The 16,828-nt window shown below is 63.3% G+C and carries 13 protein-coding genes and 1 pseudogene; 7 read left to right on the forward strand and 7 right to left on the reverse strand.

The genetic code is table 11. The features are described 5' to 3' along the window. Window positions 1-89 precede the first annotated feature (89 nt). Window positions 90-464, forward strand: a complete 375-nt coding sequence (locus ABIE24_RS02230) for a DUF1622 domain-containing protein (RefSeq protein ID WP_354496361.1) — start codon at window positions 90-92, stop codon at window positions 462-464. Window positions 465-733: 269 nt separating this feature from the next. Here the strand turns inward: ABIE24_RS02230 and ABIE24_RS02235 are convergent, their stop codons facing one another. From ABIE24_RS02235 to gadC, 3 genes are read right to left on the reverse strand one after another with little or no spacing between them, the layout of a single operon-like run. Continuing rightward, a complete protein-coding gene (locus tag ABIE24_RS02235; protein WP_354496363.1) occupies window positions 734-2,086 on the reverse strand; it encodes a dipeptidase in 1,353 nt (450 codons plus the stop codon). After that, complete coding sequence (locus ABIE24_RS02240) at window positions 2,083-2,532, reverse strand: hypothetical protein (RefSeq protein WP_354496365.1); 450 nt, start codon at window positions 2,530-2,532, stop codon at window positions 2,083-2,085. Before ABIE24_RS02240 ends, ABIE24_RS02235 begins: the two co-directional genes overlap by 4 nt. After that, a complete protein-coding gene (gadC, locus tag ABIE24_RS02245) occupies window positions 2,529-4,001 on the reverse strand; it encodes a glutamate/gamma-aminobutyrate antiporter GadC (protein ID WP_354496367.1) in 1,473 nt (490 codons plus the stop codon). Before gadC ends, ABIE24_RS02240 begins: the two co-directional genes overlap by 4 nt. 361 nt (window positions 4,002-4,362) lie before the next feature. On the opposite strand from gadC, the gene ABIE24_RS02250 reads away from it, so the two are divergent. Both ABIE24_RS02250 and ABIE24_RS02255 read left to right on the forward strand, forming a co-directional pair. After that, on the forward strand, window positions 4,363-5,502 hold the full coding sequence (locus tag ABIE24_RS02250) for an aminopeptidase P family protein (protein ID WP_354496368.1): 1,140 nt from the start codon (window positions 4,363-4,365) through the stop codon (window positions 5,500-5,502). A 67-nt stretch (window positions 5,503-5,569) separates the two neighbouring features. Continuing rightward, the gene (locus ABIE24_RS02255) at window positions 5,570-7,357 is read left to right on the forward strand and encodes a threonine/serine exporter family protein (RefSeq protein ID WP_354496370.1); all 1,788 of its coding nucleotides are present in this window, start codon (window positions 5,570-5,572) and stop codon (window positions 7,355-7,357) included. A 146-nt stretch (window positions 7,358-7,503) separates the two neighbouring features. Here ABIE24_RS02255 and ABIE24_RS02260 read toward each other — a convergent pair whose 3' ends face one another. Next, on the reverse strand, window positions 7,504-8,013 hold the full coding sequence (locus ABIE24_RS02260; RefSeq protein ID WP_354496372.1) for a DUF1269 domain-containing protein: 510 nt from the start codon (window positions 8,011-8,013) through the stop codon (window positions 7,504-7,506). A 743-nt stretch (window positions 8,014-8,756) separates the two neighbouring features. Here ABIE24_RS02260 and ABIE24_RS02265 point away from each other — a divergent pair. The 3 genes from ABIE24_RS02265 to ABIE24_RS02275 all read left to right on the forward strand — a co-directional run bounded on the left by ABIE24_RS02265 (window position 8,757) and on the right by ABIE24_RS02275 (window position 12,784). Next, a complete protein-coding gene (locus ABIE24_RS02265; protein ID WP_354496373.1) occupies window positions 8,757-9,197 on the forward strand; it encodes a pyridoxamine 5'-phosphate oxidase family protein in 441 nt (146 codons plus the stop codon). A 213-nt stretch (window positions 9,198-9,410) separates the two neighbouring features. Beyond that, entirely contained in the window at window positions 9,411-9,992 is a 582-nt protein-coding gene (locus ABIE24_RS02270; RefSeq protein ID WP_354496375.1) for a DoxX family protein, read from the forward strand. Beyond that, window positions 9,980-12,784 carry a cation-translocating P-type ATPase gene (locus ABIE24_RS02275; protein WP_354496376.1) on the forward strand — a complete coding sequence of 935 codons (2,805 nt, stop codon included), beginning with the start codon at window positions 9,980-9,982 and terminating at the stop codon, window positions 12,782-12,784. Before ABIE24_RS02270 ends, ABIE24_RS02275 begins: the two co-directional genes overlap by 13 nt. Window positions 12,785-12,825: 41 nt before the next feature. On the opposite strand, the gene ABIE24_RS02280 is transcribed toward ABIE24_RS02275, so the two are convergent. After that, window positions 12,826-13,491: a response regulator gene (locus tag ABIE24_RS02280; protein WP_354496378.1), complete on the reverse strand. Its 666-nt coding sequence runs from the start codon at window positions 13,489-13,491 to the stop codon at window positions 12,826-12,828. A 1-nt stretch (window position 13,492) separates the two neighbouring features. Continuing rightward, window positions 13,493-15,217 (reverse strand): GAF domain-containing sensor histidine kinase, encoded by a 1,725-nt coding sequence (locus ABIE24_RS02285; protein WP_354496380.1) that lies wholly within the window; start codon window positions 15,215-15,217, stop codon window positions 13,493-13,495. 143 nt (window positions 15,218-15,360) lie between these two features. On the opposite strand from ABIE24_RS02285, the gene ABIE24_RS02290 reads away from it, so the two are divergent. Then, window positions 15,361-16,260, forward strand: a complete 900-nt coding sequence (locus ABIE24_RS02290) for a universal stress protein (protein WP_354496381.1) — start codon at window positions 15,361-15,363, stop codon at window positions 16,258-16,260. Window positions 16,261-16,412: 152 nt separating this feature from the next. Here ABIE24_RS02290 and ABIE24_RS02295 read toward each other — a convergent pair. Continuing rightward, a pseudogene (locus ABIE24_RS02295) lies at window positions 16,413-16,604 on the reverse strand (relaxase domain-containing protein); the annotation flags it as partial. Window positions 16,605-16,828 lie beyond the last annotated feature (224 nt).

Here is a 16,828-nt window from a genome sequence, read left to right on the forward strand (position 1 = left end):
GCGGGGTGGGACAAACGGCACAACGCCCCAGCAGAGGAGACGACCGTCGCGGGTCCCTTTGATCAATGGCCACGGGAATGGAGAGCGAAATGCATATCGGCGAAGTGATCGAGACCGTCGGCCAAATCGTGGACGCCCTCGGAGTCTTCGCGATTGTCCTCGGAGTCGCTTACGCGATCGCGGATGCCGCAATACGCGGCATCCGCAAGCAGAGGCCGGTTTACACCCGGTTCCGCCGCGTGCTCGGCCGTGCCATCCTGGTGGGCCTTGAGCTCCTCGTCGCGGCCGACATCATCAAAACGGTGGCGGTGACTCCGACGCTCGAGTCTCTCGCTGTACTCAGTATCATCGTGCTCATCCGGACCTTTCTCAGCTGGTCGCTTGAGCTGGAGATAAGCGGACGATGGCCATGGCAGAAGCCGACAGACGCCACGAAGCCCGAACCGGTCCCAGGCCCCGTCTGAACCACGAGGAAGTGGTCGCTGGTCCACCCCGGGACGATGAACCCGTCCCTCAGTCGTTGACCGCGCTCAAAAGACGGAGGGGACAATCGGCGCAGTCGGAGCGACTACCGCGCGGCGGATCCATTCGCAACGCGGCTCCACGTGGGCCACTCCCCCAGTTCCGATCGGTGGCGCCGCCATCACAAGTTGAAAGAGCTGGATCGAGATCCGGATGCGGTGAACGGTCGTGTCCCGGTAGCGACTCATGTCGCTGAGGATGACGCGCAGCCCTATCGAACCCGGGTGCCGTAGCCCTGCAGAAACAATGCCAGGCTCAGCGCGAGGCGCTCGATCTCGGATGGGTCGACGCTTTCGTTTGGCGCATGAATGAGCGCGAGCGGCTCTTCCACACCCATGAGGATGATTTCCACCCCAGGATACGTGTCGGCGAGAACGTTGCAGAGCGGGATAGATCCCCCCTGTCCCAGCGTGGTCATCGGCGTACCGTACGCCTCGTGCATGGCCTCGCTCATCGCCCGGAACCCGGGCCCGTCGACCGATGCTTCGAAAGGCGAGCCGATCGCCTCGGTCCGCACGTCGACGTTTACGCCCCATGGGGCGCTCCGGCGTAGCTGCACGACCAGTGCGTCGTGGGCCTCGTGCGCATCGGTTCCCGGTGGTATCCGAAGGTTGAGCCGGGCGGCGGCGCGCGGCACGATCGCGGCCGATGATCCCGTCACCGGGGGGCAATCAATGCCCAGCACTGTCACGGCGGGACGCGTCCACAGCATATCCGAGACGGTTCCGTCACCGATCAGTTCCACGCCGTCGAGCACGCCGGCATCGGTTCGGAACTGCTCGGACGAGTACGGCTCGCCATGCCATGTCCCGGTCGCGTCGAGCCCCTCGATCGTCGTGTTCCCTCGCTCGTCGCGGAGGTCGGCGAGCAGCTCGATGAGGGCGGCGAGTGCGTCGGGTGCCGGTCCGCCGAACATGCCCGAATGTACCTCCGAAGCGAGCGCCTCGACGGTGACCACCACGTTTGCCATGCCCCGCAGGCTGACGGTCGCAGCCGGTCGTCCGACCGCCGCGTTCCCCGTGTCGCAAACAAGGATGGTGTCGGCCCGTAGCACCTCGGGATTCGCGGTGACGTAGGCTTCGAGTCCACCGGTCCCCTGTTCCTCCGAGCCTTCGACCACGAGCTTCAGATTCACGGGAAGACTGTCACCGAGCGCTCGCAACGCGAGCAGGTGCATGACAATGTTGCCCTTGCAGTCGGCGGCTCCGCGCCCATACCAGCGCCCGTCGACTTCGGTGAGTTCGAACGGGGGTGTGCGCCACGCGGACTCGTCGAGCGGCGGTTGCACGTCGTAGTGCGCGTAGAGCAGCACCGTCGGTGCATCCGGGTCGTCAGTGGGGCGTGAACCCACCACAGCCTGACTGCCGTCAGGAGTGAGCTCGAGTCGTGCGTCCGCGAAACCGAGTTCGGCGAACCGATCGCGAACCCACTCCGCCGCCTTTGTGCACTCTTCTGGCGGGAACTGGCGAGGGTCAGCGACGGACCGGATGGCTACAAGCTCCGCGAGCTCGGGGTGCACCGCCCCCATGAGCTCGCTGATGCGAGCGCGCAGGTCCACCATCATCCGTTCGCCGCGTCTGTGGTCTCGAGGCTGTCGACGAACTGCTGGAAATCTTCCAGTTCATCGGGGCAGTACACCTCGATGATCGCCAACTGGCCCCGGAAGACGGTGTTGTCGACCAGAACCGGGCGCATGCCCGGCCCGCTCCCGCCAGTCGTCAGTAGTCCATAGAGGGTCGCACGGCTCAGAGCCTGGTTCGGGTTGGCGCACACCGCGCCGCCGTCGTCGCCGAGCACGCGGGCGATGACTTCTGGCTGCGGTGTCGCGGTCGCGCCGGCGTCCTCGAGCGTCTGGACGAGTTCGTCGGCCTTCTCCTCGGCTTGCTGGGTCTCGCGCGCCGAGGCGAACGCGATGACCGCCCACACGGCGAGGGCCACGAGGACGACCGACACGACAATGTAGAGCACCGACCTGTCACGCGTGCTCTGCTGTTCCGTTCCAGTGGTCATTTCGCTACCTCCTCCGAATCAGCAGCCGCCTCCGGCAGCTTCCACGACGGCTTCCGGAACCGGTAGAACAGCCACGGGATGAGCAGCCCGAGCCCGAGGGCACCGCCGGCGACGATCACGAAGTAGATCCACGGGTTGCCACCGCCGAACTGCGAGGGCGGGATGAACCCGACGAGCAAGGCGGCAAGCGAGGCGGCGAAGCCGACACCGCACAGGGCGATGAGCATTGGCGCCCGGTACCCGCGCGGGTGATCGGGGTGACTACGACGCAGCCGCACGGCAGCGACGAACATCAGCAGGTACATGATCAGGTACACCTGGGTCGTGATCACCGAGAAGATCCAGTAGGCACTGGACACGTTGGGAATGAGCGCGTAGCCCAGGGCGATGACCGTAGTGACGAGCCCCTGCGTCACCAGCAGATTCTGCTGCACACCGTTCTTGTTCAGCTTCTGCAGAAAGGGGGGCAGATAGCCCTCCTGGCGGGAGATCAACAGCAGACCTTTGGAGGGTCCGGCCAGCCATGTAAGCATTCCGCCGAGCGAAGCGGCAACGAGCGCGATGCCGATGATCGGCGTGAGCCACTGCCAGCTAAACACCGCGAGGACAGCGTCGAAGGCCTGCATCACGCCAGCCGTGAGAGAGAGCTGGTCGGCCGGTACGATCCAGCTGATGGCCAGAGCCGGCAAGATGAAGATCAGCAGCACCAGGCCCATTGCGAGGAAGATTGCCTTCGGGAATTCCTTGTCGGGCTTGCGCAGCGACGACACATGCACTGCGTTCATCTCCATGCCGCTGTAGGACAGGAAGTTGTTGACGATCAGCACGAGGCTCGCAAGGCCAGCCCACTCCGGGAAGAAGTTCTCCGCGGTCATAGGCGCAGCCGACGGGTTGCCCTGGCCGAGGTAGACGGCACCGAGTGTTACCAGCAGGGCGCCGGGGATCAGCGTTCCGATGATCAGGCCGGCGCCGGCAAGGCCTGCAACGCCTTTCGTCCCTCGAGACGAAATGAACACTCCGGACCAGTAGCAGACCATGATCACGAGCGCCGTCCACACCCCGCTGCTCGCGAGTTCAGGGTTGATCACGTAGGCGAGTGTCGATGCCACAAACCCGAGAAGGGTCGGATAGTAGAAGATCGTCATCGCGAATTGGCACCAGACGGCGAGGAAGCCCATAGGTTTCGAGATACCGGTGGCTACCCAGTTGTAGACGCCACCTTTCCACCCGGATGCCAGCTCCGCCGACACCAGGGAGGTCGGGAGCAGGAACACGATCGCGGGCACGAGGTAGAGGAACACCGCCGCGAGCCCGTACACCGCCATCGTGGGAGCGGGCCTCAGGCTCGCCACGGAAGCTGTGGTCATGAGCGCGAGCGCGACCCACGAGATGTAAGCGACGGCGGGAGTCTTGGTGCCAGACAGGCCCGACGCGCGGGCGCGGCCAGCCGACCCTCCTGAGGCGCTCATCACGACCTCCTCGGTCGGGATACCGATGTCTGCACCTCTGCGATACCGTGCAGATCCGACCTCAACGGCTTGTCCATGGTGCCCACCTCCAGGTTGAACCCCGACGTCGCCACCTCGAGCACGGACAACTTTCACCGGGCCACTGAGGTACCGATCTCATACTCAGGATCGTCCCAAGCGTGTCGTCCACCGGCATCGCCCGATGAGGGTGATCTGCCGCGGCCGACAGGACGGGTGAGCGAAGGCAGTAACCACGGGGCGGAGCGCGACCCCAAAGACAGCCCGCGCACCGCGGGCGCGTCGCCCGTGACGTTATCCTGATGGGTTGACCGGCAGTCGTCGAGGGCACGACAATGCGGACATGATTGCGTCTCGCAGCAACTCCGCGCCGGCTCCGTTCACCACCGACGACTTCGGCGAGCGCCTGCGACGAGCCGCCCTTTCCGCTGAGGCGGCCGGGCTCGATGGCATTCTTGTCACCCCCGGGCCGGACCTGCTGTACCTGACGGGCTACGCGCCCGTTGCCATCACAGAGCGCATCACCATGCTTGTCGTGCCGGTCGACGCGGAGCCTGCCATGATCGTACCGCGGCTCGAGAGGCCGGATGCCGAGGAAGCGGCGGGCGCGCCGATCGTGCGCATCACAGACTGGGTCGACGGCAGCGACCCGTACGAAGCTTGTGCGACGCTGCTAACGGCTGCCGGGCGATACGCCGTGTCCGACTCGGCCTGGGCGATGCATCTCCTGGGTTTGCAGGGCCGGCTGCCCTCGTCGTCGTACGTCTCGATGACGAAGGCTCTGCCAATGCTTCGGGCTATCAAGGATGACGATGAGGTCGCGCGGCTCGCCGCAGCCGGGGCGGCCGCAGACCAGGCCTACGAGGAGATCATCAAGGTGCGGTTTGCCGGGCGCAGTGAGACCGATGTCGCGGCGGATCTGGCCGACCTGTTGCGCCGTTTCGGTCATTCCCAGGTCGACTTCACTGTGGTCGGTTCCGGGCCGAATGGTGCCAACCCCCACCACGAGATCGGGCCGCGGATCATTGAGGACGGCGACATGGTGGTACTCGACTTCGGTGGGCTTAAACACGGGTATGGATCTGACACAACGCGGACCGTCCACGTCGGCGAGCCCACCGTCGAGGAACGCGAGGTTCACGACATCGTCAGACGGGCACAGCAGGCAGGATTCGAGGCCGTCCGGCCAGGAGTCGAATGCCAGGAGATCGATCGCGCGTCCCGTGCCGTGATTGCCGAAGCCGGCTTCGGCGACTACTTTATTCACCGTGTGGGGCACGGGATCGGGCTGACAACTCATGAACCGCCGTACATGGTTGAGGGCGAAACGCAGATCCTCCACCCAGGCATGTGCTTCTCAATCGAACCGGGGATCTACCTGCCGGGGAGGTTCGGGGTGCGGATAGAGGACATTGTGACTGTGGTTCCCGAAGGCGGGCGGCGACTCAACCAGTCATCGCACGAGATGAGAATCGTCCACTAGTCAGCACGTCGGACTGGCGCTTTCGAAAGGGTGGCGCGATCGCCGACACCGAATGCGAGGAGCGAAGGTGCCCACGAACCTGCTGCCTCGCGTGGGCGTCGCTATTGTCGTCGGCATCCTGATTCTGGTCATGGCCACGGGGGTGGCCGCCTCCCTGGCCGCAGCCGCGCAGCTGCAACGGGCGAACGTGACCACAGCCACGACCGCCCCGGACACGCCCGAGGAAACCGCGAGTCCCACTCCCACTGCCACTCCGGCTCCTACTGCCACTCCGACCAACACTGCACCGGTGACGCCCACCCCCACGAGTCCAGCGGTTCCGGTGCCCGTGCCGACCGAGTCAGCGACGCCACGTCCAACGCCGCTCCCTACCTCTTCGCCCACGCCGACAGCCACGGAGACCCCGGTACCGGCCGTTCCCCCTGCCATCACCACCTCTTCCATTTCTCTCCCCACCCTGCTCATTGCCATCGGCGTGCTGATCGCGGGAGGGTTCATCGTCTGGTTTGTGATGCGCAGAAGCCCGAGTCCAGCCCATACCCAGCCCGCGTCGCTGAGTCCTGACGCGATCCCCGCCCCGGTAGTACTGGACTCGATGGCAGCGCTCGGGACAGCCATGATCGACAGCGGCTACCCCGTCGGCATCGTCCGCGATGCCCTGGAAGATCTGGCGGCCGCGAGCGGCAAACCGACGATCCAGGCGATCATCTTCCCCACCTCGATCCTCGTGTCATCGGCCGACAGCGCCGTGGCGCAGACGCGAGCGGTGTTGGCCGGCGACTCGTCGTATCTCCTCTACCAGGTCGACATGGTCGACCGGATCGTCGGCGTCGCCCGCACCCGGCCTGGCGCCGCAGCATGGGTGAGGCGACAAATCGACCGCGTAGCCATCCTTCCGTCGCCGTTCTCCCGCCCGCAACGTATCGTCGCCTCTGCATTCCTCTCCGCGGCGCTCGGCGTGCTGCTGGGAGCATCATGGCCGGGAGTACTGCTGGCCGGGCTTCTCGGACTCGCTGTGGGAATGGTGCTGCTGTTCACGGAGCAATTTTCGCCGAGTTCCCAGGCACTCGTCATTGTGGGGGTGTCGCTGAGCGTAGCCCTGGTCGTGCTCTTCGTCGCCCACGCCGTCGATCCTGGTGTTCTCCCCGCATTGGTGGCCCCTCTCGTCATTCTCCTTCCAGGAGGGCTGCTGACCATTGCTGTCATCGAACTCGCGACGGGCCAGTTCATATCGGGTGCTGCCCGCGCGGCAGCTGGGGCGATGCGCCTTCTGTTGCTGGCGACCGGCATCGTCGCAGCATCCGCACTGGTCGGCATCCCGGCGCTCGATTCCGCAGTAGACAACCCGCTCGGACCGGTCGCCCCATGGATCGCCGTGGCAGTGTTCGGTCTCGGCATCACGATCTATCAGTGCGCACGACCGGCATCGATCGGATGGATAATCGTCGTGCTCTACGTGGCATATGGGGCGCAGGTACTCGGAGACCTCCTGTTCGCCGGGGTGCTGTCGGCACTCGTAGGGGCCGCCGTTATGACGCCCGTCGCTGTGGCCATCTCGCGGCAGCGCTCTGGCCCTCCCGCCTTGGTGAGCTTCTTGCCCGCGTTCTGGCTGCTGGTGCCTGGAGCGCTTGGGCTCATCGGCGTCGCGAGCGTGCTGGACGGTGACTTGAACGGAACGCGAACGATCGTCACGACAATCGCGACGATGATCGCCATTGCTCTGGGAGTGCTGCTCGGGCTTGCCGTGACGCGATCGCTACACGGATTCGCTAACTCTCGGTTCGACCGACCCGACGGGCTTGAAGACATCGACGAATCAGACAGTCAACCACGAGAGGAACCTCCGCAACGATGACACCTGAGACCGAGGAAAATCGTCCCGCGATGTAGGTGCTCGACTCCTGCCCCGCACCGCCACTCCGCTCTGAGCCAGGGATGAGGAGGTTCGCCAGCTCTCGATGGCTCCCGATGCCGGCGATGCGCCTCGCTCTGCAGACAACGTCAGCTGACTTCGTCCGCCGCCTGTCTCACGGCCTCGTCCATATCTCTTGTACTCACGTCGAGATGCTTGGCAATTTCCTTCTCTGCCTTCAGCCCGGCTTTCCTCAGCGCGTCTTCGAGCGTGCTCTCGCCCACAACAAGGAGAGCGGCCTCGCCCGAATCAATGAGATCGCCAAGTTCCTTGACGTCTGAGCGTGAAAGTCCCCGCCAGAGGTGGCCGCTCACAGCGCCAATCGCGCCTCCGACGAGCGCGGTACCGAGGACCGAGGGAGGAAACAGCAGCCCGACGATGGCACCCGCAGCCGCGCCGCCCCATCCTCCGTGGCGAGTGGACTGCTCATCCTTGTTGACGTGCACCTTGCCGTCGTCGTCTTTCGTGATCACGGCTGCGTCGTAGCTCCCGACGGCGCCGACTGCGTGCAGTTCTTTTGCGATGTTGTAATCGGCGCGTGCGCTCGCCTCGTTCGCGTACGTGCCGATGAAGAGGAATGTTCCGTCTGCCTTAGCCATAGTCGGCCTCCATTTTCACTGGTTCGGGAAAGTTCTCCGATCGAATCACCACACGTTCGATCGGTCATCACCCGATCATGGTGATGCCCAGCAGGACAGCCAAGACCGGTTCGATTCTCGGACATGCGCGGTAACTTCTTCTGGTCGCTGCTCGACAATTTCGAGTAAGCGTTCAACTGCTCCTCGAACACGCTAAAAGCATCGAGTTCACCCGAACTGAAGAGTTCCGCCCCTAGGCGAATAGAGGTGGATCGTGTGCCATTTCACGTGGCGGAGTCGACCCGTTTTCGTTCATCGGTGAGATCCCGATCAGGTCGCAAGTGTAGGGCGGACGGGACTTGAACCCGTAACCGACGGAAGCCGACGGCCCCTCCCCCACGCCCCGGATCTTCTTGGATCGCCTCGAGCAATCTGGACTTGACTAGGGATTTCCTGTGTGATGTCCGTTCAGTCTATCGAGGCTTCTCGATCAAGCTAGAGCGATCTTGAGCGAATAAACGTTGAATAAACGTGCGCGAATCAAATCACAAGCTATCCCCTATAGCTCTATGCCCGACCGCCGCTGCCAGAGCGAAGGTGTCCGCTGGCCGAACCGTCAGCAGGACGCGGATTCGCCCATGTAGTCAGGCTAGCGGTCCGCGTTACTTCCGCCCCGCTGAAGCGAGAAGGGACCAAAGACCCCGATCTGGAGCCACCGATCGCTCAGACTGTGACAGCCCCCGACGACACAAACAGAGGACAGCATGACTGAGAACCCATACCTCCGCAAAGAGCAGGTACCGGCCGCGCCGGGTGACACCGAAGTGCTCGGCCAAGCCGAATGCTGGCGACTGCTCGCGGCCAACAGCGTTGCGCGGCTTGCCGTGTCCGACGACCTCGGGGCGGACATCTTCCCGATCAACTACCTCATCAAATCCGAGGTGCTGTTCTTCCGCAGCGCTCCGGGAAAAAAGATCGTCAGTCTGACAGCGCGGCCAAGAGTAGCGGTGGAAATCGATGGGACAGAGGGCGGCATGCGCTTCAGCGTCGTGATCCGGGGCGATGCGCGCCGGCTCAACGATGACGTGCAGATCCACGAGTCGGCGGTAGACACCCTCCCCACCATGACCGGTTCGGAGAAGTGGAACTACTTCCAGGTCAAACCTCGAACAGTTACTGGCATTAGGTTCCGCACAAGCCGCTGACGCGGCAGGTGTGCCGGTGACTCCATCAGCGGCCGAGCCAATCTGTGCGGGCTGCGCCGTTCCGCGATCGGTCCTTAGTTACAGCCCAGCGTTGCAATTACAGTCCAGCGCCTTCCGGAGCGACTTGAGGACCTAATGCTCTGGTCGCTGCGATAGGCGCCGGCGAGTATGGGTGAGAGGCCAACCCCGGTCGTCGCGATCTGGAGGCATCCCATGACCACGCAAACCAACGAGCGCCGCTCATCTAAATCCACCGAGGCACCGGCTGTCCCGGTTGAGACCGAGCTAGTGACAACCCGGACCGGCAGACGAACACTCGCCGTGCTCAGGCTGGCGACCGGGTTCATCTTCCTGTGGGCATTCCTGGACAAGACTTTCGGGCTGGGATTCTCGACCCCCGCTGAGCGTGCATGGGTCAACGGCGGAACACCCAGTCAGGGTTTCCTCCTGAGCGACGGTGTGGTTGGCCCCCTCAAGGGCTTCTTCACCGCGATCGCCAGCCCCGCGAGCGACATCCTCTTCCAAATCGCAATGCTCGGTATCGGAGTGGCTGTGATGCTCGGCATCGGACTGCGTGTCAGCGCCGTGGTGGGTAGCTTCCTGATGGTGATGATGTACCTCGCCGAGTGGCCGTTCATCGCAAATGCTGCATCAACCAACCCACTCGTCGACTACCACATCATCTACGCCCTGTCCCTGATCGTCATTGCGGTGCTCCACGGCGGCGACACCTGGGGGTTCGGTACCCCGTGGAAGCAGCTGCCGATCGTCCGCCGCCTGCCGTGGCTCGTCTAATCGGGCAGCGATACCTGTCTCCCGGCGCGCCGTCCACCGGCGCGTCGGGAGAGACATCCCACAAGCACCACGCGCTGACAGCAGACGAGGTCCTGAGGGTGCTGGCGGCGGATGCCGACGGGCTGAGCATCACAGAGGCGGCTGAAAGACTCAGCGTTCACGGGCCGAACGCCCTTCCGAGTCAACGTGCTCCCCACCCGATAGTGACCTTCGTGAAGCAGTTCAACGACATCCTCATCTACGTCCTTCTGGGCGCGGCTGTAGTCACCTTCCTCTTCGGAGACTGGATCGACGCGATCGTCATACTCTCCGTGACCCTCATCAATGCGCTCGTGGGGGTCGTCCAGGACGGCCGCACTCAGAAGGCACTGGTGGGGATCCGCGCCATGCTGTCTTTGAGTGCGAAAACGAGGCGCGGCGGAAAATGGACGAACATAGATGCTGCCCAACTGGTCGCAGGGGACATCGTTCGAGTCGAACCCGGCGACAGAATCCCCGCCGATGCGCGCCTCATCCACGCGAGCGTTCTTCGGATCGACGAATCCGCGCTGACCGGTGAATCGCTTCCCTCGGACAAAAGCACTCCACCCGTGCCGGCCGGTAGCGGAATCGGCGATCGCCGGAACATGGCTTACTCAGGCACCCACGTCACCGCCGGGGACGGCACCGCAGTTATCACCGCTACCGGACTCGACACGGAGATCGGTCACATCCACGCTCTCGTAACCGGGACGGAGAATACTGCCACACCGCTGACACGGCAACTGGACTCGTTCAGCAAACGGATCTCACTTTTGATCGTTGTCGTTGCGGCCCTCATGTTGCTTGTCGGACGCTTTTTCCACGATCGCGATTTCACAGAGCTCCTGCCGGCGGCCATCGGATTCGCGGTCGCTGCCATACCGGAGGGTCTCCCCGCACTGATCACCATCACTCTCGCGCTTGGGGTGCGGCAGATGGCATCCCATCATGCGATAGTCCGCAAACTCACCGCCGTGGAAACGCTCGGGTCCGTCACAACCATCTGCACGGACAAGACCGGCACCCTGACCCGAAACGAAATGACCGTTCGCACCATTGTCACCGGTGTCGACCGGTATCTGGTTGCGGGAACGGGATACGCACCATCCGGGGCGATAACGGGTTTCAGCGGTCAGGATGCAACGCACAGTCCCGATCTCAATGCGATCGTCGAGGTGTTCGCTCTGTGCAACGATGCCCACCTTCGCTCCACGGGTGGCGAATGGCAGGTCGTCGGGGATCCGACCGAAGGTGCCCTCCGCACGCTTGGCGCCAAAGCTGCGTTCGACGGCAGCCATTTCGAACGTCTCGCCGTCATCCCGTTCGCCGCTGAGACCAAATACATGGCAACCAGACATCAGAAGGATGGCGCCGAATCCCGCATTCTGCTGAAAGGCGCTCCCGGGGTCGTTCTTGAGCGATGCAGTCATGAACTCGGAACCGACGGGACGGTGCGCGCGATCGACGGCGCGAAATGGGAGCGGGTCATCAACGAGCTTGGCGCCCAGGGTCTGCGTGTCCTCGCTGCCGCTCGCTCCGACGCAAGCGACGAGGCGGAGGAACTGCGAGGTAGCGAATTCGAGTCGGGGATGCTGTTCCTCGGCGTCGCCGGAATACTCGATCCTCCCCGCGCTGAGGCAGTCGCCGCCGTTTCGGCGATGCATTCAGCCGGCATCCGCGTGAAGATGATCACCGGCGACCACCCCGGGACCGCGCTTGCGATCGCCCGGGAAATGGGTATCGCCATGGCAGACTCGCGGGTCCTCACCGGGGACGCTGTCGAGGCCATGACCGATCAGGAACTGGAGATCGAAGCACCCGACGTCAACGTCTATGCCCGAACCAGCCCCGAACACAAACTCCGAATCGTTGCGGCGTTGCAGGCGCGCGGCGAGATCGTCGCGATGACGGGCGACGGAGTCAACGACGCCCCTGCACTCCGCCGCGCCGACATTGGCGTCGCAATGGGCATCAAAGGCACTGAGACGACCAAGGAGGCAGCCGACATTGTCCTCACCGACGACAACTTCGCCACCATCGGCCACGCGGTCGAAGAGGGCCGCCGGATCCGCGACAACCTGCAAAAATCGATCCTCTTCCTACTGCCAACCACTTCTGCTCAGGCACTCGTCCTGCTGCTGGCAGTGCTCATCGGATTTACTCTTCCTCTCCAGGCCACGCAGATCCTGTGGGTCAACCTGATCACCGCTATCACCCTGTCGTTGGCCCTCGCGACAGAGCCGGCCGAGCCGGGAATTATGCAACGGCCACCGTCGCGACCAGGCCGGGGCATCCTTGATCGCAGCTACATCGGGCGCATCGTGTGGGTCACTCTACTGATCACCGCGGCAACCATCGGAGTGTTCTTCTATGAGGCGAGCATCGGCTCCACTAACGCGGAAGCTCAGACCACCGCTGTCACGATGCTCACCCTCGGGCAACTCGCTTTCCTCTTCAACTGTCGATTCTTGCGAGCATCGAGCTTCCGCCCCGCCGTGCTGGTCGGGAACCGAGCGATCTACATCTCCTGTAGCGTCCTAATCGTCTTGCAGCTGGTGTTCGTGTATGCGCCATTCATGCATCCGTGGTTCCATTCGGCGCCAATCGGAATCCGCGAATGGTCATACACCGTCGCGATCGCAGCGCTGATCTTTGTTCTCACCGAGGTCGTCAAGCTGGTGGAACGGGTTCTGCGCAAGGAGCCGTTTTCACCGGCCGAAGCACTGTCGAGAGCGCCGGTTCCTGGAACGAGCTACGACGCAACCAAGTAGAGCCTTGAGGTTAGTCGGCGCATGTAGGCCAAGAGCGAGTCCTAGTCGGCCCCGTCTGACGCAGGGCCTTCGCGCGAACTGAGGTGAAGGATCGCTGCATGCGTACGCCGATGGAGTCCCAATTTGCCGAGAATCATAGAGACATAGTTTTTCACCGTCTTTTCGGCCAATGACATGCGGACACCGATCTCGCGATTGGTCAGGCCTTCGGCGATGAGCGCGAGCATCTGGTGCTCTCGCGGCGTGAGAGAGTTCAGCCGAGGGTCGATCTGGGCTGGAGCTGCGAGCCTCTGAACGACCTTCTTTGTCAGCCGGGGATCGAGGAGTTGATTTCCCGCGGCTACTCGTCTGACAACATCGACGAGCCCGGTCGCGCGGATGTCCTTTATTACGTAGCCAGATGCCCCAGCCAGAACTGCGGCTCTCAGAGCGTCATCGTCGTCGTAGGCGGTGAGGATTAGGCACTTGATCTCGGGGTAGCGCGATCGGATGTCCCGGCACAGGTCGATTCCGCTGCCGTCGGGGAGTCTTACGTCCAGCAGAACGACGTCCGGGTGTGTCGCGGCGATGCGCGCCCACCCCTGCGACACGGTCGCTCCTTCTCCGACGATGTCAATGTCGGGTTCTGACAGGAGTAGTCCCGCGATTCCTTTGCGCACGAGCTCATGGTCGTCGACGAGGAACACTCGGATCGGGCTGTTTTCCATCTCAGTTCTCCGTAAGCGAGTACGGGACGCTCCAGCGCACATGGGTTCCTCGAATTGGCTGGCCGACGTGCTGATCCGGATTCAGCTCGAGAGTGCCGCCGCGGATTTCGGCGCGGTGTGTCATGTTGGCGAGTCCGCTGCGGCGAGCAGCCGCGTCGATCCCTTTTCCGTCGTCGATAACGTCGAGGACGACACATCCATCTGCCGCTCCGACCGACACCGATATCTGCCTGGCGGACGCGTGCTTCGCGGCGTTCGTGAGACTTTCGCGAATTACGGCGATGACGTCGCGAGCCAGGTCACCGGTGATTAGGAGATCGACGGGGCCAGAGAAGCTCACCTGCGGAATTGAAGCAAGGCTTGGCGCGAGTTCGTTAGCCAGGTCGATGATGGTGTGCCGCACCCCTTCAACGGCCTGACCCGTTGGTTCGGACAAAGCGAAGATCACCGTTCTGATCTGGGAGATGCTGGAATCGAGCCGCGCAACCGCCTCATGGATGCGTGCTGCGGCCGGGACATCTGAAAGGCTTCCCGCAATGCTGTGGAGATCGAGTCCGGTGCCGAAGATCTGTTGGATGACGTGATCGTGAAGGTCTCGTGCAATGCGGCCTCTCTCTTCCAGCAGAAGGAGCCGTTGACGGTCGGACCGCGCCTTGGCCAACTGAATCGCAAGACTCGCCTGTCCTGCGAAGTCTGCAGCCATCTCCAGGTCGGCGGTTGTGAACCGCATCCCGGGCTCTGCTCGGGCTACAATCAGCACCCCTTCAGCGCGGCCAGCCGCGATAAGTGGGACAGCCAAGGCCGGACCCAGCCGAACACCGTTTGGCAAGGTGATACCGCTGTCTGCCAGGAGTTCGGGCTGGCGACCCTCTATGACCCTGATGGCGATCGAATCACTGAGCAGAACGAAAACCCCCTGAAGGTCGGCGCCGCCGGGTCCGGCGGCGACTTCGACGATCAGCTTCCCCGGCTGGCCAGAGGGAACGAGCAAACAAACCAGATCGGCGGTGGACAGCTCGAGTACACGCTCGATGAGCAACACGATCGAATCGTTCTGGGCTCCCGAGAGAAGCGTGGAAGTGATTTCGGCAGAAGCTGCCGACCATGCCTGCCGCCGCTGCGTCTCAGCGAACAATCGCGCGTTCTCGATCGCGACGCCGGCGGTAGCGGCGAGGGCGGTGATGAGTCGGTCGTCTTCGTCGGTGAAACCTCCGTCACGGGTATTGCTGAGATACAGGTTTCCGTAGACCTGGTCGCGAACCCGGATTGGTACTCCGAGAAATCCCCCCATCGGCGGATGTCCCGTCGGAACACCTGACGATCGCGGATCGTCGCTCACTCGATGAAGGCGAATCGGACGTGGATCATCGATGAGCGCTCCCAGAAGACCATGCCCTTCCGGGAAGCGCCCGATCTTCGCGACATCGTCAGGATTCATTCCGACATGGATGAACTGGTCGATGCCGCCGTGCGCGTCGATGACCCCAAGTGCACCATAATCAGCGCCCACGAGTTCGACGGCCGCCTCGACTATTCGTTCCAACACCACCGGGAGTTCCAGCTGCTCGACGACAGCGTGATTTGCTCGCAGCAGCGCCTCGAGTCGCGGGGTCGATGCGCCGCCCACCGCCGATCCCTCACGAGTTGGCACCGGCGAGGCACCGTGGCGGTACGGCTTCGAGCTGGGCGAGACTTCGGGCATCGTGGGGTCGCTTCGGATCGTCATGCAACGAAGATGCTGACCCAAACAAGTCAGCCTTCGCCCCAGCGTACGCGTTAGCGCGATCCTTCGCCCTGCTCCGGAAAAGGGCCACCGATCGGGGACCTTCTGCTCTGCCCATCACCGAGACGTGCTGTGATGCTTCAAAAATGAGCCGACTGCTGAACCTGCGCACCCCTGGTTCCATCATCGTCGGGGTTGACGACTCCGCGCCCAGCCGCGCAGCAATCACGTGGGCGATGCACCGCGGCGCCCTGGCCGAAGTAGAAGTCGTACTCGTGCATGTCATCAGCGAGGACGAAGAGACTGTTTCGCGTAGGGCCCTCGGTCCGGGCACCAGTCGATCCAGTCTCGCATTCCTCGAGGCGGAACTCGACTTCGCTCGACTCATCGACCCGAAGGTGTCGGTCAAAACCGAGTTGCTCGCAGGGGACCCCTTGGACCAACTCGCCGGGGCGTCGCAGCAGAGGGCCATGCTGGTAATCGGGACCCATAAAACCGGGTTCGTCCACGGACGCGTCTTCGGGTCCCGGTTCATTGAACTTGCCAGACTCGCTTCCAGTCCCGTCGTGTTCATTCCAAACTCTGCCAGCCAGCGCCGTAGCGGGGTCGTGGTCGGCGTGGGAAGTGCCCACCAGGACGAACAAATCATCCAGTTCGCCGCACGGGAAGCAGACCGTTCCGGTCAGGAGCTCGTTCTCCTCCACGGTCGGCAGGCAGGGACGGTTGAGGCCGACCGGAGAAGTTCTGCCACCCAGTGGGACACCGTGTCGGAGGCCGCGGAAGTCATGGTTCGGCGTGTCTATCCGTCTCTAGTGATTCGCCGCCGAACGGTGGACCGAACGCCAGCGGAGGCGCTCGTCGATAGTTCGATGTCGGCCGCACTCCTGGTGATTGGCCGGTCCCGCCGAACCACCCAGCATCCGGGGTCGGTAGGAGCTACCGTCCACGATGTCCTCCTTAATCTCGCGGGTCCGACGGTTATCGTCCACGATGTCGACCTGCTCAGCCGGACCTCATCTGTCGGGCACGCCACACCGATGTACTGAGCGTCGGGGAACACTGACGCCTTGCAAGCAGGTCAGAGAGCCCGCTGGCGAAGCGGAGTCGTGGCTGGTGAAATGGCTGAAGCATGCCCCATACGGTCCGCGTCGGCCAACGGATGTCCGTGAAAACGGCGGAAGCTGTAGACGATCATTCCCAACGCGCGCGTATGCAGGTGCGGGTCGCCGGCCCGGCTATCGAAATGGTCGAACGCTGTGGCGATCAGCCCGGTGACATCGACTTGCGCAACGGCCCCGTCGTGCGCCGTGGTTCCCGTCCGCGTCGCCGCGATCTCGCGCTCCATGAATGCAAGGGTCTCGGCAACTGCCGCATGATGCGCGTGCACAATCCGCGACTTCCAGAAGAGACGGTGGTGTCACCGTGGCACCAACGTGATCCGTGGTCGATGCTCACCAACTCCTGGTCCACGTGGGTAGCCGCGACCGGAAACAGAGATTGAATGCTGGCGGCAAAAACTCCAGAAGTTACGGTGCCGCCACCGTGGCGGCACCGCCCTAAGTCGACATCCATCGCGAACAGCCGGTGAGGAAGCAGCTGCGGTCGGGTCGCTGA

The sequence above is a fragment of the Mycetocola sp. 2940 genome, assembly GCF_040548835.1.
Taxonomy (GTDB): domain Bacteria; phylum Actinomycetota; class Actinomycetes; order Actinomycetales; family Microbacteriaceae; genus Mycetocola_A.

Excerpts from the sequence above, each read along its gene's own strand:
- ABIE24_RS02270 (WP_354496375.1), top strand. The coding sequence starts at position 9,411 with ATGACCACGCAAACCAACGAGCGCCGCTCATCTAAATCCACCGAGGCA.
- ABIE24_RS02250 (WP_354496368.1), top strand. The coding sequence starts at position 4,363 with ATGATTGCGTCTCGCAGCAACTCCGCGCCGGCTCCGTTCACCACCGAC.
- ABIE24_RS02260 (WP_354496372.1), bottom strand. The coding sequence starts at position 8,013 with ATGGCTAAGGCAGACGGAACATTCCTCTTCATCGGCACGTACGCGAAC.
- ABIE24_RS02240 (WP_354496365.1), bottom strand. The coding sequence starts at position 2,532 with ATGACCACTGGAACGGAACAGCAGAGCACGCGTGACAGGTCGGTGCTC.
- ABIE24_RS02230 (WP_354496361.1), top strand. The coding sequence starts at position 90 with ATGCATATCGGCGAAGTGATCGAGACCGTCGGCCAAATCGTGGACGCC.
- ABIE24_RS02285 (WP_354496380.1), bottom strand. The coding sequence starts at position 15,217 with ATGACGATCCGAAGCGACCCCACGATGCCCGAAGTCTCGCCCAGCTCG.
- ABIE24_RS02280 (WP_354496378.1), bottom strand. The coding sequence starts at position 13,491 with ATGGAAAACAGCCCGATCCGAGTGTTCCTCGTCGACGACCATGAGCTC.
- ABIE24_RS02290 (WP_354496381.1), top strand. The coding sequence starts at position 15,361 with ATGAGCCGACTGCTGAACCTGCGCACCCCTGGTTCCATCATCGTCGGG.
- ABIE24_RS02235 (WP_354496363.1), bottom strand. The coding sequence starts at position 2,086 with ATGATGGTGGACCTGCGCGCTCGCATCAGCGAGCTCATGGGGGCGGTG.
- ABIE24_RS02265 (WP_354496373.1), top strand. The coding sequence starts at position 8,757 with ATGACTGAGAACCCATACCTCCGCAAAGAGCAGGTACCGGCCGCGCCG.
- gadC (WP_354496367.1), bottom strand. The coding sequence starts at position 4,001 with ATGAGCGCCTCAGGAGGGTCGGCTGGCCGCGCCCGCGCGTCGGGCCTG.